This is a genomic window from Arthrobacter sp. Marseille-P9274 (assembly GCF_946892675.1).
Classification (GTDB): domain Bacteria; phylum Actinomycetota; class Actinomycetes; order Actinomycetales; family Micrococcaceae; genus Crystallibacter.
In genome coordinates this window covers 24,498-45,440 of sequence record NZ_CAMPOV010000002.1, presented here as the reverse complement: position 1 = coordinate 45,440, position 20,943 = coordinate 24,498, and the positions used below count along the sequence as shown (strand labels likewise).

The following is a 20,943-nucleotide window of genomic DNA, read 5'->3' as shown; positions in this document are numbered from 1 at the left end:
CGTTATTCTCCTGCGCGCTTGACGGTGCCGTCGACGCGGCGGTTGAGGTTCCACGGGTTGGCGTTGCGCAGCGGTGCCGGCAGCAGCCCGTCCGGGATGTTCTGGTAGGCCACCGGACGAAGGAAACGCTCAATCGCCAAGGTGCCGACCGACGTCGTCCGTGAATCGGACGTGGCCGGGAAGGGGCCGCCGTGGACCATGGCGTGGCCCACCTCGACGCCGGTGGGCCAGCCGTTAACGAGGATACGGCCGACCTTGCGCTCCAGCACCGGAAGCAGCGGGGCCACGGTGGCGTGGTCCTCGTCGGTCAGGTGCAGCGTAGCGGTGAGCTGGCCCTCAAGGCGCCGCGCGGAAGCGACGAGTTCCTCCGCAGAGGCGTAGCGGATGATCAGCGAGGCCGCGCCGAAGATCTCTTCGTGCAGGACTTCGTTGGACAGGAAGGTGTCCACGGTGGTGCCGAAGACCGTCGGGGCCGGCGCGTTCTCCGTCGCGCCGTCCCGGCCCTTGGCCACGAGCTCGACGCCGGCCTGGGAGCCGAGCGCGTCCACGCCGGACTGCCAGGACTCGGCGATGCCCTTGGTCAGCATGGTCTGGCCGGGCGCTGTCGCGAGGGCGCGGTTGACGGCGGCGGCGAAGCGGTCGCCGGTCTCGCCGGCCGGCACGAAGACCAGGCCGGGGGCCGTGCAGAGCTGGCCGCTGGAGCCGGTGACGGAGGCGGTGTAGGCCTGGGCCAGCGCGTCGAGGTCGCCCTTGAGCGCGCCGTCGAAGAAGAAGACCGGGTTGATGGAGCTCATCTCGGCGTAGACCGGGATGGGCTCGGGGCGTGCCGCCGCCGTCGCCATCAGCGCGGTGCCGCCCGAGCGGGATCCGGTGAATCCCACGGCCTTGATCGCCGGGTCGGCCACCAGGGCCTGGCCGATGCTGGTGCCGGGGCCGTAGACCAGGGAGAAGACGCCGGGGTGCAGGCCGCTGTCCCGCACGGCGTCGGTGATCGCCCGGCCGACGATCTCGCTGGTGCCCGGGTGGGCGTTGTGGGCCTTGAAGACCACCGGGCAGCCGGCGGCCAGCGCGGAGGCGGTGTCGCCGCCGGCGGTGGAGAACGCGAGCGGGAAGTTGCTGGCGCCGAAGACCGCGACCGGGCCGAGGGCGACCTTGCGCTGGCGGATGTCCACGCGGGGCATCGGCTGGCGCTCGGGCTGGGCCGGATCGATCCGCACGCCGCGGTGGTCGCCCTGGCGGACGACCTGGGCGAAGAGGCGCAGCTGGCCGGTGGTGCGGCCGCGCTCGCCGGCCAGGCGGGCCTCCGGCAGGCCCGTTTCGGCCATCGCGCGCTCGACCAGCTCCAGGCCGGCGGCCTCGATGTTGTCCGCGATCTTCTCGAGGAAGGCGGCGTGGGTTTCCGGGTCGAGCGAGCTGAAGCTCTCGAACGCCTCCTCGGCGGCTGCGGTGGCGGCGGCAAGCTGGTCGGCGTCGATCAGCGTGTAGGCCGGTTCCAGGACCTCGTTGGTGCGCGGGTCGAAGCCGTTCATGGTCCGGCCGGTGCCGGCCACCTGCTCGCCGGCAATGATCGACTGGCCGGTCAGCGTGGTTTCTGTCGTGGGCATCGGGGTACTCCTTCTGCGGTGGGTGTGCGGTCTTGCACCCGGTCCCGGACCGGGCGGAAAGCGGCCGCCTAAAGGCAGGCGGCCGCTTTCGTCGTCGTTATTCAGGCAGGCTGTGCCATGGCGGCGTCCCGCGGGCGGATGCCCGCGGCGTCGATCAGGGCGGACAGGTCCGCGACGTCCTGCTCGGTCAGGTCCTGCAGCGGCGGGCGGACGGAACCGGCGTCGCGGCCGATCGCCTTCAGGCCGCCCTTGACGATCGAGACGCCATAGCCCTTGGCGCGGTCGCGGATCTCCAGGTAGGGGAGGACAAACCGGTTCAGCTTCTCGTTGACCGCCACACGGTCCTGGTTGCGGACATCGCGGTAGAACTCCAGCGCGAACTCCGGCACGAAGTTGTACATCGCGGAGGAATAGGTGCTCATGCCCAGCTGCAGCAGCGGCAGGGCGAAGGTCTCGGCGGTGGGCAGGCCGCCGAGGTAGAACAGCCGGTCCCCGTTCTTGGCGTAGACCTTGGTCAGGTGCTCGATGTCTCCGAGGGCGTCCTTGAAGCCGATGAAGTTGGGGTGGCGGTCCGCCAGCTTCGCGACGGTCTCCGCCGAGTAGACGGCGTTGGCGCGGTTGTAGACGATGACGCCGATGCTGGTGGCGGAGCAGATGGCGGAGACATGGGCCAGCAGGCCGGCCTGGTCGCACTCGGTGAGGTACGGCGGCAGCAGCAGCAGGCCCTCGGCCCCGGCGGCTTCGGCGTCCTTGGCATTCTGGATGGCCTGCGCGGTGGAACCGCCGGCGGAAGCCAGGACCGGCACTCGGCTGCCGGCCTCCTCCACGGCCATCCAGACGACGCGGGCGGACTCTTCCGGGGTCAGGCTGAAGCCCTCGCCGGTGCCGCCGGCGGCGAAGAGCCCGGCGACATCGAAGCTGGACTGCCACGCGAGGTGGGTGCGGTAGGCGGCTTCGTCGACCTTCAGGTCGGCGTCGAACGCGGTGACCGGGAAGGAGAGCAGGCCTTCCTTGAGCTTGTCGGCGAGTTCCTGGGGCGTGTACTGGGCCACGTGCATCTTCCTTTGCGATGGTGCCGCGGACGGCGGGTCTGGGTGGTCGTTGCCTCCACCCTAGGAAGCGTTGATGATGCCTGTCCAAGCCCTATTTTGTATGGATTGATGCAGGAAAGGAATCACGACGGCGGGATCAGCCGGTTCTCTCCCAGACCACGTCGAGCAGCTGCCGCAGCGCCGGGTTGTGTCCGGTCTTGGTCCAGATCGCATGCAGCTCCACGGTGTCCGAGGCCACGTCGGCCAGCCGGAGGTATGACACGCCTTCGACCCCGAGCAGCCGGGCGGACTCCGGGACGAAGGCGACCCCGCGCCCGGTGGCGACGAGGGCAACCATGGTCAGGATCTGGCTGACCTCATGCACCACGTTGGCGTGTTCGAACGGGATGTGCCGCACCACCAGGTCGTAGAAGTAGCGGGCCTTGACCGGCGAATGCATGATCAGGGGGACGTCCTTCAGGTCTGCCGCCGCCACCGGCCGGGTGAGCCGGTCCAGTTCGTGGCCGGCCGGCACCGCCAGCTGCAGGTCCTCGGAGAGCAGCAGGTGGGACTCGAAACGCTCGGTGTCGAAGGGCGGACGGGCCAGCCCAAGGTCCAGGTCGCCGTCGAGCAGGGCCTGGACCTGTTCGCTGGTGACGAGTTCCTGCAACTCCACGTCCACGTCCGGCAGCTCGGTGGAGATCTGTTCCAGCAGCGGGCCCAGGAGGCTGAAGGCCGAGGCCGCGGTGAAGCCGATGCGCAGCACGCCGGCCTGGCCTGCGGCAATCCGGCGGGCCGTAACCGGGGCGCGGTCGGCGGCTACCACCAGGCGGCGTGCCTCCCCGAGGAAGGCCCGGCCTGCGGCCGTCAGGCTGACCTTGCGGTTGTCCCGTTCCAGCAGGTCGACGCCGATGCTCCGCTCCAGCTTCTGGATCTGGCGGCTGAGCGGCGGCTGGGTCATCCGCAGCCGCTCGGCCGCCCGGCCGAAGTGCAGTTCTTCGGCGACGGCGATGAAACTGCGGGCTTGGTCGAGGGTGTACATGATGCCTTTCGAGTATTACTCAATGCAGTAATGGGCTTGGACATGCATCATAGTGGTTTTCTAAGCTCAGTGACCGAAGCGCCGTGACCTCGTTCACACTGAGCATCGGCGCCCTTTCGCGGTTCATCAATCAAGGAGCTTTGAAGTGAAAGCATTTCCCATCCGCCGGGCCGTCGTCGGCCTGGCCTCTGCCTCCGCTGCCCTGGCGCTGACGGCCTGCGGCGGCAACGTGGGCTCCGGCTCGTCGGCCTCGGAGGAATTCCCGACCAAGCCCATCAACGTCACCGTCGGCGCCGCAGCCGGCGGATCGACCGACCTGATCGCCCGCGCCGTCGCCGAGGGCGCCTCCGACGACCTCGGCGTGGCCATGCCGGTCGTCAACAAGCCAGGCGCCAACGGTGCGCTCGCCCTCAAGGAGACCCAGGGCAAGCCGGCCGACGGCTACGAGCTGGCCACCCTGAACGCCTCGCTGGTCACCATCACCCCGCTCGCCGTCAGCGAAGCCGAGGCCGTGTCGCTCGATGACGTCGAAGTCATCGTGGGCCTGTCGCAGGACGACTACGTGATGGTCGCCAGCCCCGAGGCCGGAGTCAAGTCCGTGGAGGACCTGACCAAGAAGGACAACCTCAGCTTCGGCACCACCGGCGTGGGCACCGGTTCGCAGCTGGCCCAGGCCCTGCTGCTGAAGCAGGCCGAGATCAAGGGCACCGAAGTGCCGTTCGATTCCGGGGCCCCGGCCGTCACTGCCGTCCTGGGCAACCAGGTGCAGGTAGCAACCGTCCAGCTGGGCGAGGCCAAGGCGCAGATCGACGCCGGAAAGCTCGTTCCGATCGTCGTCTTCTCGACCGAGCGCAACAAGTTCCTGCAGGACGTCCCGACGGCGACCGAAGAGGGCTACGACATCCCGGTTTCCCAGTACCGCGCCATGGTCGCGCCCAAGGGCACCCCCGAAGAGGTCAAGGAACGACTGAAGACCTCCTTCGAGAACACCTTCAAGACCGAGGCCTACCAGAAGTTCAATGAGCAGAACCTGCTGACCCCGAAGGAGATCTCCGGCGAGGAAGTCATCTCCGAATGGACCGAACTCGCGAAGAAGTACAAGGACCTGACCGCCGAGTACGACATCGACCTGAAGCAGAGCTAGTCAGCCGCGCCAGGCCCACAGGAGCACCATCATGAATGAGACAGCCCACGCGATCCCGGTTCCGGCGGAACCGGACGAGGACCTTACCCCCGAGCAGCTCGCTGCCCAGTGGGAGGCCGAAGCGCCGCCATCCGCAGGACCAGTCGCCAACCTCGCTGCCTCGCTGGTGGCGACGGTGCTCGGCATCACCGGGATGGTCCTGTCCGTCCGGCTGGGACTGGGCACGCCCAGCCAGCCCCAGCCGGGACTGTGGCCGTTCATCATGAGCCTCGTTATTACGGTGCTGGGCCTGGCGCAGCTGATCATCGGCAGGAAAGGCGGGGAGGGCGAAAAGTTCTCCAGCCTGTCCTGGCTCGTGCTCTTCGGCGCCGCCACCCTCATCGGCCTCGTGGCGCTGATGCCCGTCATCGGCTTCGAGATCCCGTCCCTGCTGCTCAGCTTCATCTGGATGAAGTTCCTCGGCGGCGAAACATGGCGCTCGGCCGTGCTCTACTCCGTCCTGGTTGTCGCGGCGTTCTACGGCATCTTCATCCTGGGCCTGGGGACCACCATCCCCCACCTGTTCTAACGGTCCTAGAAAGGCTCCACGCATGGACTTCCTGCAACCGGTGCTGGACGGCTTCGGCGTCGTACTGGCTCCCACCAACCTTCTGTACTGCCTCCTCGGCGTCGTCATCGGCATGCTGATCGGCGTGCTGCCGGGCCTCGGCCCCGCGGCCACGATCGCCATCCTGCTGCCGCTGACCTACGGCATCGACCCCGTCACCGCCATCATCATGCTGGCCGGCATCTTCTACGGCGCCCAGTACGGCGGAACCATCACCTCCGTACTGCTGCGCCTGCCCGGCGAGGCCAGCTCGGTGGTCACCGTCTTCGACGGGTACCAGCTTGCCAAGCAGGGCAAGGCCGGGACCGCCCTCGGCATCGCCGCGATCGGCTCCTTCGTCGGCGGCACGATCGGCATCATCGGCCTGACCTTCCTGGCCCCCATCGTCGCCGGCTTCGCCCTCGACTTCGGCCCGCCCGAGTACGCCGCCCTCGCCCTCCTGGGGATCCTGCTGGTCGCCACGATCAGCAACGGCAGCAAGACCAAGGCCCTGATCGCGGCCGCCTTCGGCCTGCTGCTGGCCACCGTGGGCCGCGATGTCTTCACCGGTGCCGAGCGCTTCACCTTCGGCAACCTCGACCTGGCGGACGGCATCGACTTCGTCCCGGTCGCTATGGGCCTATTCGGCCTCGGCGAGATCCTCTACAACCTGGAGGAGCGCCACCGCGCGGCCAAGGCACCGGCGAAGGTAGCCAACGTATGGCCCTCCCGCGCCGACTTGAAGCAGTCCTCCGGCGCTATCGGACGCGGCTCGGTCCTCGGGTTCTTCCTCGGGATCCTGCCCGGCGGCGGTGCCACGATCTCTTCGCTGGCGGCCTACGCCCTGGAGAAGAAGCGGTCCAAGAACCCCGAGCGCTTCGGCAAGGGCGCCGTCGAAGGCGTCGCCGCTCCCGAGTCCGCCAACAATGCCGCCGCGACCAGCTCCTTCATCCCGCTGCTGACGCTGGGCATCCCGGCCAACGCCACCATGGCGCTGATGTTCGGCGCGCTGCTGATCCAGGGCGTCACCCCCGGACCGCAGCTGGTGGACCAGCACCCGGACCTGTTCTGGGGCGTCGTCAACTCGATGTACATCGGCAACATCCTGCTGCTGATCATGTCGATCCCGCTGGTCGGCATCTTCGTGAAAATCCTCCGCGTCCGTGCTGCCATCCTGGCGCCGGTCACCGCCTTGATCACGATGCTGGGCGCCTACACGATCAACAACTCGATGTTCGACGTCGTGCTGGTCGTCGCCTTCGGCATCATCGGCTACCTGATGAAGAAGTTCGGGTTCGAGCCCGGGCCACTGGTGCTGGCCTTCGTGCTCGGCTCGCTCCTGGAAGCCAACCTGCGCCGCTCCCTGCTGGTGCTCAACGGCGACCTGGGCGGCTTTTTCGGCCGCCCGATCTCGGCCACCCTGCTGGTGATCTTCGTCTTTGTCGCGGTCTGGCCGATGGTCCAGTCCCTGCTGGCCAAGCGGAAGGCAAGCCACGCCGTCGTAACTCCCACGTCAAAGAAAGCCAAGGAAACAGTATGAGCATCCTTGTTGGATACGTCCCCACTCCCGTGGGCGAGGCAGCCGCCCGCGCCGCGATCGCCGAAGCGAAACTGCGCGACGAGAAGCTATTCGTCGTCAACTCGGTGCGCGAGGGCGCCCTGGTCGACAAATCGGTGGCTTCCGACGCAGACCTGGAGCGCATCACCGCGGCGGCATCGGACGCCGGCGTCGAAACCTCCATCCTGCAGTCCACCCACACGGACGACCTGGCCGATGAGGTGCTGGCGCTGGCAGAGGCCCACGACGTGTCGCTGATCGTCATTGGCCTGCGCCAGCGCAGCCAGGTCGGCAAGTTCATCATGGGATCGCACGCCCAGCGGATCCTCCTGCAGGCGGATCGGCCGGTGCTGGCAGTGAAGGCTGGCCAGGACGGGCACTGACCCAGGAGGGGAAGCGGATGGTGCCGGACGGGATAACCGTCCGGCACCATCTTGTTAATGCCCGCGGGCACCGGTCCCCGCGGGCGTGTTCCGGGACTTAGAGCTGGGTGCCGTTGATGATCAGCGGGAACCAGATCAGGCCGAGCAGGCTGCGAAGGACGGGATCATGCTCCGCACCTTTTCCGACCACGCCGGGAAGCGCTCGGGGAAGCTTGCCTGCAGCACGTCCAGCATGATGGGGACCGAGGCGGACGCGCCGGGCGAGGCGCCGAGCAATGCCGCGAGCGAGCCGCCCGCTGAGGTCACGACCTCGGTGCCGAAGCCCGCGATCGTCCCCCTGCCCTTGACGTTCTTGACCACCTGCACGCGCTGGCCGGCCGTGATCCACTCCCAGTCCGCCGGGTCGGCGTCCGGAACGAAGCGGCGCAACTCGGCGAACCTTGCCTGCGGTGTCTGCAGGATCTGGCGCACCAGGTAGGCCACCAGCCCGGCGTTGTCACGGGCCGCCGAAAGCAGCGTGGGCAGATTGGCCGGCCGGACGGAACGCGGAAGGTCCAACAGCGAGCCGGACTTGAGGAACCGCGGGGAGAAGGCGCCGTAGGGGCCGAACATCAGGTATTCCCGGCCGTCGACCACACGCGTGTCCAGATGCGGCACGGAAATGGGCGGGGCGCCGTCGGCAGCGTGGCCATAGACCTTGGCCCGGTGGCGGGCCACCAGTTCGGGCTTCGAGCTGCGGTAGAAGCAGCCGCTGATCGGGAATCCGCCGAAGGGGCGAGTCTCCGGCACGCCGGCCAGCTGCAGCAGGGGCAGCGTCGCCCCGCCTGCGCCCAGGAAGACGTAGCGGGCCGACAGGCTCCGGACGCGTCCTTGCGAACGGGAGGTGACTAGCCAGCGGCCGTGATCCCGAGCCAGCCCGGTGACCTCCTCGCCCAGCCTTGTCTCTGCCCCGCCGGCGGCGGCATCGGCCAGCAGCCGCCGGGTCAGTACGCCGTAGTCGACGTCGGTGCCGTCCGCCGCCCGGGTTGCGGCTACCTGCTCGCCCGGCTCCCGGCCGGTGAACATGAGCGGCAGCCACCGGGCCAGCACCGCCGGATCCTCGGAGTACTCCATCGCCGCGAAGGGCGGCTGGCCCGCCATGGCCCGGTGGCGGGCCCGCAGGTACTCGACCCCGCGGGGCCCATGGGCGAAGCTGAAGTGCGGGACCGGGCGGATGAAGCCTGCCGGGTCCCCGAGGCTGCCCTCGGCGGATAAGTGCGCCCAGTACTGGCGGGACTGCCGGAACTGAGCGTTGATCTTCAGGGCACTGGAGATATCGACCCGGCCGTCGGTGGTGCGGGGTGTGTAGTTGAACTCGCACAGCCCGGCGTGCCCCGTGCCGGCGTTGTGCCAGGCATGGGAGCTCTCCATTCCGGCCTCCGGCAACCGCTCGAGGACGGCGACGCGCCACTCCGGCTCGAGCCGGACCAGCAGGCTGGCCAGGGTGGCGCCCATGATGCCTGCGCCGACGATGACGGCGTCGAACTCTCCGGACGTATCCTGTGCGGGCATCAGGGTTCCTCTCTGCCAGGGCCCCTTTGGAGCTGGGCGCGGGCTACCAGCGGGGGCTTTCGAGGGTGTAGCCCGGGTCGATGCGCTGCATGTAGCCGGTATCGTCCCGGCTGGTCAGGCCGCAGTCGAGGTACTGGCGGTGCAGTCTTTCGAGGTTGTCCGGGTCGAGTTCGACGCCGAGGCCGGGGGCGGTGGGGACGGTGACGGCGCCGTCGATGAAGGTGAGGGCGCCGGGGGTGACGATGTCCTCATCGTCGTTCTTCCAGGGCCAGTGGGTGTCGCAGGCGTAGTCGAGGTTGGGCGTGGCTGCGGCGAGGTGGACCATGGCGGCCAGGGAGATGCCCAGATGGGAGTTGGAGTGCATGGACAGGCCCAGGCCGAAGGTCTCGGCGAGGCCGGCCAGGGTTTGGGAACGGCGCAGGCCGCCCCAGAAGTGGTGGTCGGAGAGGATGACGTCGACGGCGCCGGCGGCGATGGCCGGCGGCACGTCGTTGAAGGAAACGACGCACATGTTGGTGGCCAGCGGCATGGGCACGTTGGAGCGGACTTCGGCCATGTCCCTGATGCCGGGGGTGGGGTCTTCGAGGTATTCGAGGACGCCATCGAGTTCCCGGCCGACCTTGATGGAGGTTTCGACGGTCCAGGCGGCGTTGGGGTCCAGGCGCAGCGGCAGGTCCGGGAACTCCTCGCGGAGTGCCTTGATCGCGGCGATTTCCTGGTCCGGGGCGAAGACGCCGCCCTTGAGCTTGAGCGCGCTGAAGCCGTAGCCGTCGACCATCGTGCGGGCCTGGGCGACGATGCCGTCCGGGTCCAGGGCCGGGCCCCACGGGTCCGGCTCGAAGCCCGGGTGGGTGGCCCACTTGTAGAACAGGTAGCCGCTGAACGCGACGGAGTCGCGGACGGCGCCGCCGAGCAGGTCGCTGACCGGGCGGCCGAGGAGTTTGCCCTGGATGTCGAGGGCGGCGACGTCGAAGGGGGACAGGACACGGTCGGCCGTGGAGGATCCGGTGACCATGCCGGACATGCCGTGGCCGCCCTGGACGGTGTCGGCGGCCAGCGCCCGGGCGACAACCTGGCGCATCCGGTTGATGTTGAAGACATCGGCGCCGGTGAGGGCCTCGGCGGCGAGGTGAAGGCGCTGGAGGTGGCCGGCGTCGCCGTAGGTTTCGCCGAGTCCGGTGACCCCTGCGTCGGTGTGGACCTGGACGATCGCCCGCAGCGCGAACGGCTCATGTACCCCCACGGTGTTCAGCAGCGGCGGATCCGCGAACGCCACGGGCGTGATCGTGATGCCCGTAATGGCAACCTGGCCGAGGTGCTCGGAGGAGAGGCTGGCTACAGGCGCGGCGTCGGCGACAGACATAGGGCGGAATTCCTTTCACGGGGAGCCCAAGAGGGCACAAGGTTCACTTCACGCTAAGCGGGGGCAGCAATGCGTGTCCAAGATCACTTATGCACCGGACGATGCTGGATTGGTATCGGTCACGTGAGGGCAGGGGCCTTCAGCGGCCGCCGGACTCCTGCTCGAGCCGCCGCTTGGAGTTGGCCAGATGGGTGCGCATGGCCGCGGCGGCTGCCTGCGCATCGCCGGCTTCGAGGGCTGCCAGGACGGCCTCGTGTTCCGCGGAGACCTGGGCGAGGCGGGTGGCCTCGGCTTCCGTGCCGCTGCGGTCGAGCCGGTGCCGGGGCATGGCAATCATGGCGGGGCCGAGCCCGCCGACGGCGTCGGCCAGGTAAGGGTTGCCGCTGGCTTCGGCGACGGTGCGGTGGAAATCGAAGTCCTTGCTCAGCGCCTCGGCGGGATTCCCCTCGGCCCGGCTGAAGGCTTCCAGCGTGCTGCGCAGAGCGGCGCGCTGGGTCTTGGTCGAGCGGGACGCCGCGAGGGCTGCAGCCTCGCTCTCGATGCCTATCCGGTACTCCATCAGCTGCTGGCGTTCCTGGAGCGTGCGCACCTGCCGTCCGGGATGCTGCGGGGCATTCCCGGCCGAGGGAGGCGTGAGCGCGAAGCTGCCGCTGCCGCGCCGGGTATGCACCAGGCCATCCGCCTGCAGCCGGGTGATCGCTTCGCGCACTACGGTCCGGCTGACCCCGTGCTCGGCGATCAAGGTGTTCTCGCTCGGCAGCTTCTCGCCGGGCGCGATCTCGCCGTCCACGATGCGGCGGCGCAGCTCATCGACCAGGGCGGCGGTCAGGTTCGGTTTCATCGCTCCACTTTTCTCCGGAACAGGTGGGACAACGACGGCGGTGCGGGCACCGCCGTCGTTGTTGGGGAGGGACGCACTTGTGCGCCGGGTCAGGCGCGGCCGAACTCCACGCTGTCCGTGGTCCAGGCGCGGGCCTGGTCGCTGAACGTGAAGCCGAGGCCGGGGCGGTCCGGAACGACCATCCGGCCGTCCTTGGTCTCGAGCCGCTCGTTGAACAGCGGGTCCAACCAGTCGAAGTGCTCGACCCACGGTTCGCGCGGGTAGGTGGCGGCCAGATGCAGGTGGATCTCCATGGCGAAGTGCGGGGCCAGGTCCAGCCCGGCCTGGTCCGCGAGGGTGGCCAGCCGCAGGAACTGGGTGATGCCGCCGACGCGCGGGGCATCCGGCTGGATGATGTCGCAGGCCCTGGCCGCGATGAGGCGCTCGTGCTCGGCGACGGAGGCAAGCATCTCGCCGGTCGCGATGGGGGTGTCCAGCGCGGCGGCGAGGGCGGCGTGGCCCTCTGCGTCGTACGCGTCCAGCGGCTCCTCGATCCAGACCAGGTCGAACTGCTCCAGCTTGCGGCCCATCCGCAGGGCGGTGGCGCGGTCCCACTGCTGGTTGGCGTCCACCATAAGCGGCACGTCGGCGCCGATGTGCTCGCGCACGGCGGCGACCCGGCGCAGGTCCTCGGCGTTGTCCGGGAGGCCGACCTTGATCTTGATGCCGCCGATGCCTTCTTCGATGGAGCGGCTGGCGCGGTCCTTCACCTCGTCGATGGTGGCGTTGAGGAAGCCGCCGGAGGTGTTGTAGGTGCGGACGGAGTCGCGGTAGGAGCCGAGGAACTTGGCCAGCGGGAGGCCGGCGCGCTTGGCCTTCAGGTCGTAGAGCGCGATGTCCAGCGCGGCGAGGGCCTGGGTGGCGACACCTGAGCGGCCGACAGAGGCGCCGGCCCAGAGCAGCTTGTTATACAGCTTGGCGATGTCGTTGGGGTCCTCGCCGAGCATCGTCTCCGCGACCTCCTTGGCGTGCGCGAACTGGGCCGGGCCGCCGGCGCGCTTCGAGTAGGAGAAGCCCAGGCCCTCGTAGCCCTGCTCGGTCTTGATCTCGGCGAAGAGGAAGACGACCTCGGTCATCGGCTTCTGCCGGCCGGTGAAGACCTTGGCATCGGAGATCGGGGTGGCCAGCGGCAGCCTCGCCGTGGAGAGCTTGACGTGGCGGATGGCATCGGTCAGGTAGGTCATGGCAGTCCTTGGGCAGGAGTAGTTGGTCCACTGATAGTACAAGTGGAACAACTTATATGACAAGTGCTTTGCGGGTGGACAGGACTTGGCTCCGGCCCGGCGGGCCGGTAGGCGGGTCAGGGTGCCTGGCGCTCGCTGTGGCGTCGGAAAGCGTGCATTTTTGGCGGAAGTCGTGCAGGTAATGGCGCCGCGGGAGGCGCTGACCTGCGGTTATGCGGGGCGGGCAAACAAGAGGTGCACCCTTTCCGCTGGCGTACCGTCGCCGGCAACGACTATTCCGCGCGGGTCAGGCGAGGCGGGTTTCGGGGCTCCGGGTCTTCCGCGGGTCCCGCTCGGCGAGTGCCCCGATGGCTTCCTCGATCCGGGACATGGTGCCCTCGTCGAGCTTCACCCCGGCCGCCTGGACGTTGGAGGCGATCTGTTCGGGGCGGGACGCTCCGATGATGGCGGAGGCGACGTTGCCATTCTGCAGCACCCAGGCCACGGCGAGCTGCGCCATGGTCAGGCCGGCGTCCTGGGCGATCGGCTCCAGCCGGTGGACGCCGTTGAGGACGTCGTCGTCGAGCCACTTGCTGATCATGTCCGCGCCGCCCTTTTCGTCGGCCGCCCGGCTGCCCTGCGGCACCGCCGCCCCCGGCTTGTACTTGCCGCTGAGAACGCCCTGCGCCACCGGGGACCAGACGATCTGGGAGATCCCGAGGTCTTCCGACGCCGGTACGACCTCGTCCTCGATGACCCGCCAGAGCATGGAGTACTGCGGCTGGTTGGAGATCAGCTGGATGCCCAGGTCGCGCGCCAGGCCGTGGCCCGCGCGGAGCTGGTCGGCGGTCCACTCGCTCACGCCGATGTACAGCGCCTTGCCGGCCCGGACCACGTCGGCGAAGGCCTGCATGGTCTCCTCGAGCGGCGTCTCGGCGTCGTAGCGGTGCGCCTGGTAGAGGTCCACGTAGTCGGTCTGCAGCCGGCGCAGCGACCCGTCGATCGACTCCATAATGTGCTTGCGCGAGAGGCCGGTGTCGTTGTGCCCCTTCGCGCCGGTGGGGAAGTAGACCTTGGTGAAGATCTCCAGCGACTCCCGCCGCTCGTCCTTGAGCGCGTCGCCGAGGACCTGCTCGGCCGCCGTGTTGGCGTACACGTCCGCGGTGTCGAAGGTGGTGATGCCCGCGTCCAGGGCGGCGTGCACGCAGGCGGTGGCGACGTCGTTCTCCACCTGGGAGCCGTGCGTCAACCAGTTCCCGAAGGTGATTTCCGAAATTTTCAGCCCGCTGTTGCCCAGATACCTGAATTCCATGGTCCCGATGCTACCGGCCTCGCCGGCGGCCCGTCCCGCGGGGGATATGATGCAGGCGGGAGGGCAGCCGATGCCGGACTTGCCGGGCTGACGAGGAGGAACGGGCGTGCCGCTGGGACTCGTGCTGGACCTTCTCGGCACCTTCTTCTTCGCCGTGTCCGGCTGCCTGCTGGCCGCCCGGCGCGGCTTCGACATCATCGGCTCGCTGTTCCTGGGCGCGCTGGCCGGGCTCGGCGGCGGCGTGATCCGCGACCTGATCCTGCGCGAAGTGCCGAACGCATTCGACAGCCCGGTGTACCTGGCGGCGCCGGCCCTTGCGGCACTGCTGGTCTTTTTCCTCAAGCGCAGCGTGGAGCGGCTGAGGAAACCCCTGCTCGTGTTCGACGCCGGCGGCCTGGCCCTGTTCTGCATCGGCGGCACGGTCAAGGCGCTGGAGGCGGGGCTGAACCCGATCGCCTCGGCGCTGCTGGGCGTGACGACGGCCGTCGGCGGCGGCATGCTCCGCGACGTCGTCGCCAACCGGGAGCCGCAGCTGTTCGATCCGGGGGATCTCTACGCCGTCCCGGCGATGCTCGGGGCGGGATTCACGGCCGTGGTCTGGCAGGCGGACCTGTACAGCCCGGTGGCCGCGGTCGCCATCGCGGCGGTCGTCTTCGGCCTGCGGGTGCTATCGCTGCGCTTTGGCTGGCACATTCCGCATGCCTCGGCGCCGTGGCAGCGGTACGAGGACTAGCGGTCTTCCCTGTCCGGCCGGCGGCTCAGCGGCCGGACCGGCCGTAGCGGTGCTCTGGGCGTCCGGTGCTGCCGTAGCGCAGGTGGATTTCGACGGCGCCGTCGTCCGCCAGCGCCGAGAGGTAGCGCTGTGCGGTGGCCCGGGATATGCCGACCTGCTGCGCCACCTCGGCCGCGGAGTACTGGCTGCCCGCCGAGAGCGCATCGAGCACGGCCGCTTCCGTCGCCGACCGGGTCCTGGCGGCCGGGGCGGCCGGCTCGGCGGGATGCAGCGTGTGCAGGGCACGGTCCACGGTGTCCTGGTCCAGGGACGGCTGGTCCGCCAGCATCCGCCGGAACCGGGCATAGGCGCGGAGCCGGCGGGAGAGCTGCTCCGCGGTGAACGGCTTGATGAGGTAGCCCAGGGCGCCGCGCCGCAGCGCCTTGCGGACGGAGGCGCCATCCGCCGCGGCGGTGAGCATGATCGCATCCACGTCGACCGTGCGCAGCAGGTCCAGTCCGAGCGCGTCCGGCAGGTAGACGTCCAGCAGCAGCAGGTCCGGTTCCTGTCCGTGCACGGCGCGCAGGGCCTGCTCCGCGGAGCCAACCGGCGGCAGCGCGGTGAAGCCGGGGACGGCGTCCACGTAGCCGGCGTGCAGCCGCCCCACGTGGAAGTCGTCGTCGACAATGAGCACGCGAAGGTCCGTCATGGGGCCTCTCCTGTTCCTTGCGGTTCCACTGTTCCGGGCAGCCGGGCGCAGAAAACGGCCCCGGGCCCGCCGTCCCGGCCGGCGTCCGCGACCCAGACGTCTCCGCCGCGCCGCCTCGCCAGCCGCCGGATCAGCGGCAGGCCGAAGCCCTGTCCGTGCGCATCGGGCAGGACCGTGGCGGGGCCGCCGCCGTCGGCCAGGGACTCCGGCATGCCCTTGGCCGTGGAATACCCTTCGGCGAAAATACGCTCCGCGGCCGCACCGCCGTCGTCGTTGGCGTCCGCGAGGCCGTCCCCGGAGTCCGCAACCACCACGTGGAGCGTGCCGCCGCCCGCCGACAGCTCGTCCATCACCTCGACCTCGGCCCAGCGGTCCGGATTGCTGCCGTGCACGGCGGCGCGCACCGCGTTGTCGATCAGGTTCCCCAGCACGGTCGTGACGTCCTGCGGGTCCGTGATGCGCCCGCGGATAAGGGTCTCCGGGCCCACCCGCAGGGCGACGCCGCGCTCGGCGGCCTCGACGCTTTTGGCGCCGATGAAGGCCTGCAGGTACGGATCCTGCAGCAGCTCGGCCTGCTCCGCCGGGTAGCTCAGCGGGCCGGTCCGCATGATCTCCGCGACGTAGTCCCGGGCCTCGGCGTGCCGGCCGATCCCGAGCAGGCCCGAGACGGTGTGCAGCCGGTTGGCGAACTCGTGGCGCTGGGCGCGCAGCGCCGTGGACAGCGCGCCGACGGCATCCAGCTGCCGGGTCAGCGACTGCACCGTGGTCCGGTCGCGCAGCATGATCACCCAGCCCAATTCCGGCGCGCGGGTACCGACGACGGCGGTGCCGCCCGGGCGGTAGCCGCGCCTTCCGGGGGTGCGGCTTGGCTGCACCTGGCGGGCGGAGGCGATCAGCACGCGGGAGCCGACCAGCTGCTCGACCGCGGGGGATTGCGGGTCCGCCGCGGTCAGCAGGGCGGCGAGGAAATCCGGCAGGCCGGCCGCGTCCAGCGGCCGGCCGACGAACTCGGCGTCGATCGGTATGCCCAGCAGCCGCTTGGCTTCGCGGTTGAAGACCGTGATCCGCCGGTCCTGCGAGACGCCGATGACGCCCTCGTCCACGCCTCGCAGCACCGCCTCCTGGTCCTGCACGAGCGCCGCAATCTCTTCCGGCTCGAGGCCGAGGGTGAGGCGTTTGAGGCGCCGGCCCAGCAGCAGCGAGGCCACCGTGCCGAGGGCCAGGGCGCCCGCCGCCGTGGCAGCAATGGGCAGCACGTCGCCGGCCAGGCTTTCCAGCACCGCCCCGCTGGAGAAGCCGACGCTGACCTCGCCGACCACGTTTCTTGATTCCGGCGCGAAGACCGGCACCTTGGCGCGCGCCGAATGGCCGAGCGTGCCCTGTTCCTGGGCGGTGACCTCGCGGCCGGCCAGCGCCTCGGTGGGATCTGTGCTCACGCGCTGGCCCAGCAGGGCGGGATTGGGGTGCGCCAGCCGCAGGCCGGCGTCGTCCGTGACCACCACGAACAGCGCCCCGGTGCGGCTCCGGACGTCCTCGGCCAGCGGCTGCAGCGGGCCACTTGCGAGGGCCGCGGCGGAAAGCTCCGCGGGCGGGGCATCCTTCAGGGCTGCGGTGGTGGCCCTGACGTCGCCGGAGGCGGCCACGGACCGTGCCACCGCCAGCGCCTGGCCCTCTGCCTCGTTGCCCAGCCGCTGGTAGGTCAGCCAGCCCAGCATGATGGCTGAGAGCAGCACCACCAACGCCACGACGGCGAGCTGGAGCAACAGCATCCGCGTGGAGAAACCGATCCGCCAGCCGCGGCGGCGGTGCTCGGTGGCCATGTTCCCTCCTGCCGGCTGACTGGTTGGCGAATCTCGGTGAGCTAAATGAGCAAAACGTGCGCAATAAGAAGTATGCACCTCAAGAGAGCTAAACCGCCATCCGTGACCGGGGCCACTCTAATGTCTGTAGGGCCGGTCACACCCCGGCTCGTTAGACAAAGGAGTTACTGTGCTGGTCTTCCTGGGATTCGCGATGATCGCGGTCTTCATGGCCCTGATCATGACGAAGAAACTGACACCGGTGCTGGCCCTCATCATCGTGCCCACGGTGTTCGGCCTCTTCGCCGGCGCCGGCCTCGGCCTGGGGGACATGGTCCTCGAGTCGATGAAGTCGCTGACTTCGACGGCGGCGCTGCTGATGTTCGCCATCATTTTCTTCGGCCTGATGATCGACGTCGGCCTCTTCGATCCGTTGGTGCGCTTCATCCTGCGCACGCTGGGCAATGACCCGGCAAAGGTGGTGCTCGGCACCGCGGTGCTGGCCGCCGTCGTCTCCCTCGACGGGGACGGGTCCACCACCTTCATCCTGACCACGGCCGCGATGCTGCCGATCTACCTGCGGCTGGGCATGAGCCCGGTGGTCCTGACCTGTGTCGCGGGCCTTGCCAACGGCACCATGAACATCGTTCCCTGGGGCGGCCCGACCGCACGTGCCGCAGCCGCCCTGGACGTGTCGCCCACCGAGGTCTTCGTCCCGATGATCCCGTCCCTGCTGGCCGGCATGGTCATCGTCATGATCTTCGCGTGGAGCCTCGGCCTGCATGAGCGCAAGCGCCTGGCGGGCGGCATCGCGGACACCAAGGGCAAGCCCAACCTCTGGGAGAACGGCGGCACGGGCGGCTCGGGCAGCAAGGACAACGGCGGCAGCGGCCGGTCCGGCTCCGGCAGCGGACCCACCCGTGTCCAGCCCTCTGGCGCCCCGGCGGCTGGCGGATCCGTGGCCCTCCTGGAGGCTCCTGTGGAGGAGAAGGCCACCGACTCATCGTCGCTGGTCGGCTCCGCCCTCGACCCCAACCGCCCAACGCTGCGCCCGAAGCTGTTCTGGTTCAACCTCGTGCTGACCGTGACCGTGATGGTCGTGCTGGTGCTCGACATCATCCCGCTGGCCTACGTCTTCATGATCGGCGCCGCACTGGCCCTCGTGGTCAACTTCCCGAAGGTCAAGGACCAGGCAGCCCAACTGGTCGCGCACGGCCAGAGCATCGTCGCAGTCGTCTCCATGGTGATGGCCGCCGGCGTGCTGACCGGCGTGCTGGACGGCACCGGCATGGTGGACGCCATGGCCGCCTGGCTGGTGAACATCATTCCCGACTCGATGGGCCCGTTCATGGCCGTCATCACCGGCCTGCTCAGCATCCCGATGACGTTCTTCATGAGCAACGACGCGTTCTACTTCGGCGTGCTGCCCGTCCTGAGCGAAACCGCCGCGCACTTCGGCATCGCCCCTGCGGAGATGGCCCGTGCATCGATCACCGGCCAGCCGGTGCACATGCAGAGCCCGCTGGTCCCGGCGATCCTGCTGCTGGTCTCGCTGGCCAGCGTGGAACTGGGCGACCACCACAAGAAGGTGCTCTGGCGCGCCGCGGTCGTCTCGGTGGTGATGCTCGCCGTGGGCATCCTGCTGGGCGCCATTCCCTGGGGCTGAGTCCTGAGCTAACGACGCCGGCACCCGGGTAAGTTTCGCAACTTGCCCGGGTGCCGGGGGCGTTAAGCGGTGGCGGGGCCCGGATCGGCTATGCCCCCAGCCGGCGGGCCCGCAGGACGCTGTCGGCCAGCGTCGCGGTTTGTCCGTCCGGGCCGGTGACCTCCCGTTCCAGGGAGCCCACCGTGACCAGTTCCCAGCCGCCTTGGTCCAGGCTCAGTCCGGCCGCCACTTCCGCGGCCGTCGGCAGTGGTTCTTCCGGTTCCGGGTGCCTTGACCAGGGCGGGAAGGACTCGTGGCCGACGATGAGCAGCGTGCCGCCGGGAGCCACCGCGGCGGCAGCGTGCTCGAGGATCCGGTTGCGGGGAAGCTCGGTCGGGGAGTGCAGGAACTGGGCCGACACCAGGTCGAAGCGCCGGTCCGGTGTCCACTCGGCCAGGTCCAGCCGTTGCCACTCGATCCGCCCGGCCACGCCCTCGGCCTCGGCATGACGGACAGCCCGCGCCAGGGCCACCTCTGAAACATCGACCCCGGTCACCTGCCAGCCCCGGGCCGCGAGCCAGATGGCGTCGGCGCCCTCGCCGCAGCCCAGGTCGACCGCGGTGCCCGGGCCCAGACCGGCGACCTCGCGGACGAGCGCGCCGTTGGGACGGCCGCTCCAGACCTTGTCCCGCTCGGCGTAGAAGCCGTCCCAGAAGTCCGAGACGCCGCTCACCAGCGGCCCTCGTCCGCGTACGGTCTGGACCACAGCGCCACCTGCAGGACCACCGCCTTCAGCCAGGCTTCCATCATCGCCTCCACCTTCTCCGCCGATTCCTCGCGCTTGGCGAGGAACGGGCGGATCGTCGTCGTTATCGGCACCACCAGGGCGATCAGATGCCGCAGCGGAACCACCCGGGTTGAACCTACGTGGTCCGTCTCGTTCTTGTGCTCCGGAGTGTGCCGCAGCGCGATCTCGTTCTGGTAATCCAGCCACTCCTGATCGTACGGGCGTGTGCAGGTATCCCGGATCCACTGGCCGAACCGGAAGCGCACGGCCGCCAGGTACTCGGCGATGGGTTCTCCGCCGGGGCGCGAAAAATGCGCGACGAGGTGGGGCTGGCCGGCAACGAAGCCGTACCAGGCATCGAGGACCTTCTCGATCTGGTCCTCCAGCAGTTCCCCGGCCCGCCGCAGCAGGGCCGCGTCCTTCTCGCCGAACATCACGCTGGCCTTGAGCTCTTCAAGCTCCGCCAAAGTGACCGGCGAGTGGCCTGCGGCGCCATAGGTGTAGCCCGGGATTTCGGAATTCCTGGGGGTTTGGATGGACATGGCTGACCTCCGGCTCGTTGAGTGAGGCCATTAATACTCCGGGCTGCGCGAACCGGCAACGGTGAATCCGGCGGCTCCGGCGGGTAGGTTTGGCGGAAACGGCGGATCTACAGGAGGCGGGCCGGATGAGGATTGCGGTGCTGGACGACTACCAGGATGTGGCCCTGCGGAGCGCGCCATGGGCGGAGCTCGGTGAGGACTCCGAGGTGGTGCGGTTCACCGACCACCTGGACGGACTCGATGAACTGGCGGAGCGGCTGCGGGATTTCGACGCCGTCGTCGTTATGCGCGAACGCACGCCGATGTCCGCCGAGCTGCTGGACCGGCTGCCGAAGCTGCGTTTGATCACGACGATGGGGATGGCGAATGCCTCCATCGACCTGGACGCCGCCGCCCGCAACGGCGTGACCGTGTGCGGCACCCGCCGCGGGACCGCCGCCACCGCCGAGCTCGCCTGGGCCCTGGTGATGGCCGTGGCCCGCGACCTTCCCGCGAACGACCGCGATGTCCGCGCCGGCCTGTGGCAGCAGCGCCTCGGGATCGACCTCGAAGGGGCCACCCTCGGGCTGGTCGGTCTGGGCAAGCTCGGCACGAAGATGGCAGAGTATGCCCGCGCCTTCGGCATGGAAGTCATCGCCTGGAGTCCGCACCTGACCGAGGAGCGGGCGGCCGCCGGCGGCGCAGAGCTGGTGGCCAAGGAGGAACTGTTCCGGCGCAGCGACATCGCCAGCATCCACCTTCGCCTCTCCGACAGCACGCGCGGCCTCATCGGCCGCCGGGAGCTGGACCTGCTGGGCGGTGAGGGTCGGCTGGTGAACACCTCCCGCGGGCCGATCGTGGACGAAGTCGAACTGGTCGAGGCGCTCCGGGAGGGCAGGATCGCGGCCGCGGCCCTGGATGTCTACGACGTCGAGCCGCTCCCGCCCGGTTCGCCCCTCAGGGATGCGCCGAACCTGATCCTCAGTCCGCACATCGGGTTCGTGACGCAGCGGGCGTACCGGCTCGGCTACACGCAGATGCTGGAGGACATCCAGGCCTTCCAAGCCGACAGCCCGATCAACGTCCTGGCCTGACGCGGCACCCCGGGCTAAGCACGGGCGCCAGCAAAAGTACGACGCCGGGGCGCCCGGCT

The 20,943-nt window shown here is 69.4% G+C and carries 19 protein-coding genes; 7 read left to right on the top strand and 12 right to left on the bottom strand.

Features of this window, described 5'->3' with window-relative positions; all coding sequences use genetic code 11:
* Window positions 1-2: 2 nt before the first annotated feature.
* The 3 genes from OC550_RS13370 to OC550_RS13360 all read right to left on the bottom strand — a co-directional run bounded on the left by OC550_RS13370 (window position 3) and on the right by OC550_RS13360 (window position 3,677).
* Complete coding sequence (locus tag OC550_RS13370) at window positions 3-1,604, bottom strand: aldehyde dehydrogenase (NADP(+)) (protein WP_262106391.1); 1,602 nt, start codon at window positions 1,602-1,604, stop codon at window positions 3-5.
* A gap of 101 nt (window positions 1,605-1,705) precedes the next feature.
* A complete protein-coding gene (gene kdgD, locus OC550_RS13365) occupies window positions 1,706-2,656 on the bottom strand; it encodes a 5-dehydro-4-deoxyglucarate dehydratase (RefSeq protein ID WP_262106390.1) in 951 nt (316 codons plus the stop codon).
* 136 nt (window positions 2,657-2,792) lie between these two features.
* On the bottom strand, window positions 2,793-3,677 hold the full coding sequence (locus tag OC550_RS13360) for a LysR family transcriptional regulator (protein WP_262106389.1): 885 nt from the start codon (window positions 3,675-3,677) through the stop codon (window positions 2,793-2,795).
* A 145-nt stretch (window positions 3,678-3,822) separates the two neighbouring features.
* Between OC550_RS13360 and OC550_RS13355 the strand changes: the two genes are divergently transcribed.
* The 4 genes from OC550_RS13355 to OC550_RS13340 are packed head-to-tail and all read left to right on the top strand — an operon-like array spanning window position 3,823 to window position 7,348.
* Window positions 3,823-4,821, top strand: coding sequence for a tripartite tricarboxylate transporter substrate binding protein (locus OC550_RS13355; protein WP_262106388.1), 999 nt, complete (start codon window positions 3,823-3,825; stop codon window positions 4,819-4,821).
* A 31-nt stretch (window positions 4,822-4,852) separates the two neighbouring features.
* On the top strand, window positions 4,853-5,389 hold the full coding sequence (locus tag OC550_RS13350) for a tripartite tricarboxylate transporter TctB family protein (protein ID WP_262106387.1): 537 nt from the start codon (window positions 4,853-4,855) through the stop codon (window positions 5,387-5,389).
* Between the two features lie 22 nt (window positions 5,390-5,411).
* Window positions 5,412-6,947 (top strand): tripartite tricarboxylate transporter permease, encoded by a 1,536-nt coding sequence (locus OC550_RS13345; protein ID WP_262106386.1) that lies wholly within the window; start codon window positions 5,412-5,414, stop codon window positions 6,945-6,947.
* Window positions 6,944-7,348 (top strand): universal stress protein, encoded by a 405-nt coding sequence (locus OC550_RS13340; RefSeq protein ID WP_262106385.1) that lies wholly within the window; start codon window positions 6,944-6,946, stop codon window positions 7,346-7,348. The genes OC550_RS13345 and OC550_RS13340 overlap by 4 nt, the downstream gene beginning before the upstream one ends.
* 135 nt (window positions 7,349-7,483) lie before the next feature.
* Here the strand turns inward: OC550_RS13340 and mqo are convergent, their stop codons facing one another.
* The 5 genes from mqo to OC550_RS13315 form a co-directional block, all read right to left on the bottom strand.
* Entirely contained in the window at window positions 7,484-8,899 is a 1,416-nt protein-coding gene (gene mqo, locus OC550_RS13335) for a malate dehydrogenase (quinone) (protein ID WP_262106384.1), read from the bottom strand.
* A gap of 43 nt (window positions 8,900-8,942) precedes the next feature.
* Window positions 8,943-10,262, bottom strand: coding sequence for a glucarate dehydratase family protein (locus tag OC550_RS13330; RefSeq protein ID WP_262106383.1), 1,320 nt, complete (start codon window positions 10,260-10,262; stop codon window positions 8,943-8,945).
* Between the two features lie 139 nt (window positions 10,263-10,401).
* Window positions 10,402-11,103, bottom strand: coding sequence for a FadR/GntR family transcriptional regulator (locus tag OC550_RS13325; RefSeq protein WP_262106382.1), 702 nt, complete (start codon window positions 11,101-11,103; stop codon window positions 10,402-10,404).
* 89 nt (window positions 11,104-11,192) lie between these two features.
* Window positions 11,193-12,326 (bottom strand): mandelate racemase/muconate lactonizing enzyme family protein, encoded by a 1,134-nt coding sequence (locus OC550_RS13320; protein WP_262106381.1) that lies wholly within the window; start codon window positions 12,324-12,326, stop codon window positions 11,193-11,195.
* Between the two features lie 286 nt (window positions 12,327-12,612).
* Complete coding sequence (locus OC550_RS13315) at window positions 12,613-13,617, bottom strand: aldo/keto reductase family protein (protein ID WP_262106380.1); 1,005 nt, start codon at window positions 13,615-13,617, stop codon at window positions 12,613-12,615.
* A 106-nt stretch (window positions 13,618-13,723) separates the two neighbouring features.
* Between OC550_RS13315 and OC550_RS13310 the strand changes: the two genes are divergently transcribed.
* Window positions 13,724-14,350 carry a trimeric intracellular cation channel family protein gene (locus OC550_RS13310; protein WP_262106379.1) on the top strand — a complete coding sequence of 209 codons (627 nt, stop codon included), beginning with the start codon at window positions 13,724-13,726 and terminating at the stop codon, window positions 14,348-14,350.
* 25 nt (window positions 14,351-14,375) lie between these two features.
* Here the strand turns inward: OC550_RS13310 and OC550_RS13305 are convergent, their stop codons facing one another.
* Entirely contained in the window at window positions 14,376-15,038 is a 663-nt protein-coding gene (locus OC550_RS13305) for a response regulator (RefSeq protein WP_262106378.1), read from the bottom strand.
* Window positions 15,035-16,858, bottom strand: a complete 1,824-nt coding sequence (locus OC550_RS13300) for an ATP-binding protein (RefSeq protein ID WP_262106377.1) — start codon at window positions 16,856-16,858, stop codon at window positions 15,035-15,037. The genes OC550_RS13305 and OC550_RS13300 overlap by 4 nt, the downstream gene beginning before the upstream one ends.
* Window positions 16,859-17,027: 169 nt before the next feature.
* On the opposite strand from OC550_RS13300, the gene OC550_RS13295 reads away from it, so the two are divergent.
* Window positions 17,028-18,503: a CitMHS family transporter gene (locus OC550_RS13295; protein ID WP_262106376.1), complete on the top strand. Its 1,476-nt coding sequence runs from the start codon at window positions 17,028-17,030 to the stop codon at window positions 18,501-18,503.
* Between the two features lie 88 nt (window positions 18,504-18,591).
* Here OC550_RS13295 and OC550_RS13290 read toward each other — a convergent pair whose 3' ends face one another.
* Window positions 18,592-19,248, bottom strand: a complete 657-nt coding sequence (locus OC550_RS13290) for a cyclopropane-fatty-acyl-phospholipid synthase family protein (protein WP_262106375.1) — start codon at window positions 19,246-19,248, stop codon at window positions 18,592-18,594.
* Window positions 19,212-19,811, bottom strand: coding sequence for a protoglobin domain-containing protein (locus OC550_RS13285; protein WP_262106374.1), 600 nt, complete (start codon window positions 19,809-19,811; stop codon window positions 19,212-19,214). Before OC550_RS13285 ends, OC550_RS13290 begins: the two co-directional genes overlap by 37 nt.
* A 125-nt stretch (window positions 19,812-19,936) precedes the next feature.
* Between OC550_RS13285 and OC550_RS13280 the strand changes: the two genes are divergently transcribed.
* On the top strand, window positions 19,937-20,884 hold the full coding sequence (locus OC550_RS13280; RefSeq protein ID WP_262106373.1) for a D-2-hydroxyacid dehydrogenase family protein: 948 nt from the start codon (window positions 19,937-19,939) through the stop codon (window positions 20,882-20,884).
* The last annotated feature ends 59 nt before the right edge of the window (window positions 20,885-20,943 follow it).

Bases quoted from the DNA above. Each gene is read 5' to 3' on its own strand.
- OC550_RS13350 (WP_262106387.1), top strand. From the start codon at position 4,853: ATGAATGAGACAGCCCACGCGATCCCGGTTCCGGCGGAACCGGACGAG.
- OC550_RS13345 (WP_262106386.1), top strand. From the start codon at position 5,412: ATGGACTTCCTGCAACCGGTGCTGGACGGCTTCGGCGTCGTACTGGCT.
- OC550_RS13315 (WP_262106380.1), bottom strand. From the start codon at position 13,617: ATGGAATTCAGGTATCTGGGCAACAGCGGGCTGAAAATTTCGGAAATC.
- OC550_RS13305 (WP_262106378.1), bottom strand. From the start codon at position 15,038: ATGACGGACCTTCGCGTGCTCATTGTCGACGACGACTTCCACGTGGGG.
- OC550_RS13360 (WP_262106389.1), bottom strand. From the start codon at position 3,677: ATGTACACCCTCGACCAAGCCCGCAGTTTCATCGCCGTCGCCGAAGAA.
- OC550_RS13320 (WP_262106381.1), bottom strand. From the start codon at position 12,326: ATGACCTACCTGACCGATGCCATCCGCCACGTCAAGCTCTCCACGGCG.
- OC550_RS13300 (WP_262106377.1), bottom strand. From the start codon at position 16,858: ATGGCCACCGAGCACCGCCGCCGCGGCTGGCGGATCGGTTTCTCCACG.
- OC550_RS13280 (WP_262106373.1), top strand. From the start codon at position 19,937: ATGAGGATTGCGGTGCTGGACGACTACCAGGATGTGGCCCTGCGGAGC.
- OC550_RS13340 (WP_262106385.1), top strand. From the start codon at position 6,944: ATGAGCATCCTTGTTGGATACGTCCCCACTCCCGTGGGCGAGGCAGCC.
- OC550_RS13370 (WP_262106391.1), bottom strand. From the start codon at position 1,604: ATGCCCACGACAGAAACCACGCTGACCGGCCAGTCGATCATTGCCGGC.
- OC550_RS13285 (WP_262106374.1), bottom strand. From the start codon at position 19,811: ATGTCCATCCAAACCCCCAGGAATTCCGAAATCCCGGGCTACACCTAT.
- OC550_RS13330 (WP_262106383.1), bottom strand. From the start codon at position 10,262: ATGTCTGTCGCCGACGCCGCGCCTGTAGCCAGCCTCTCCTCCGAGCAC.
- mqo (WP_262106384.1), bottom strand. From the start codon at position 8,899: ATGCCCGCACAGGATACGTCCGGAGAGTTCGACGCCGTCATCGTCGGC.
- OC550_RS13325 (WP_262106382.1), bottom strand. From the start codon at position 11,103: ATGAAACCGAACCTGACCGCCGCCCTGGTCGATGAGCTGCGCCGCCGC.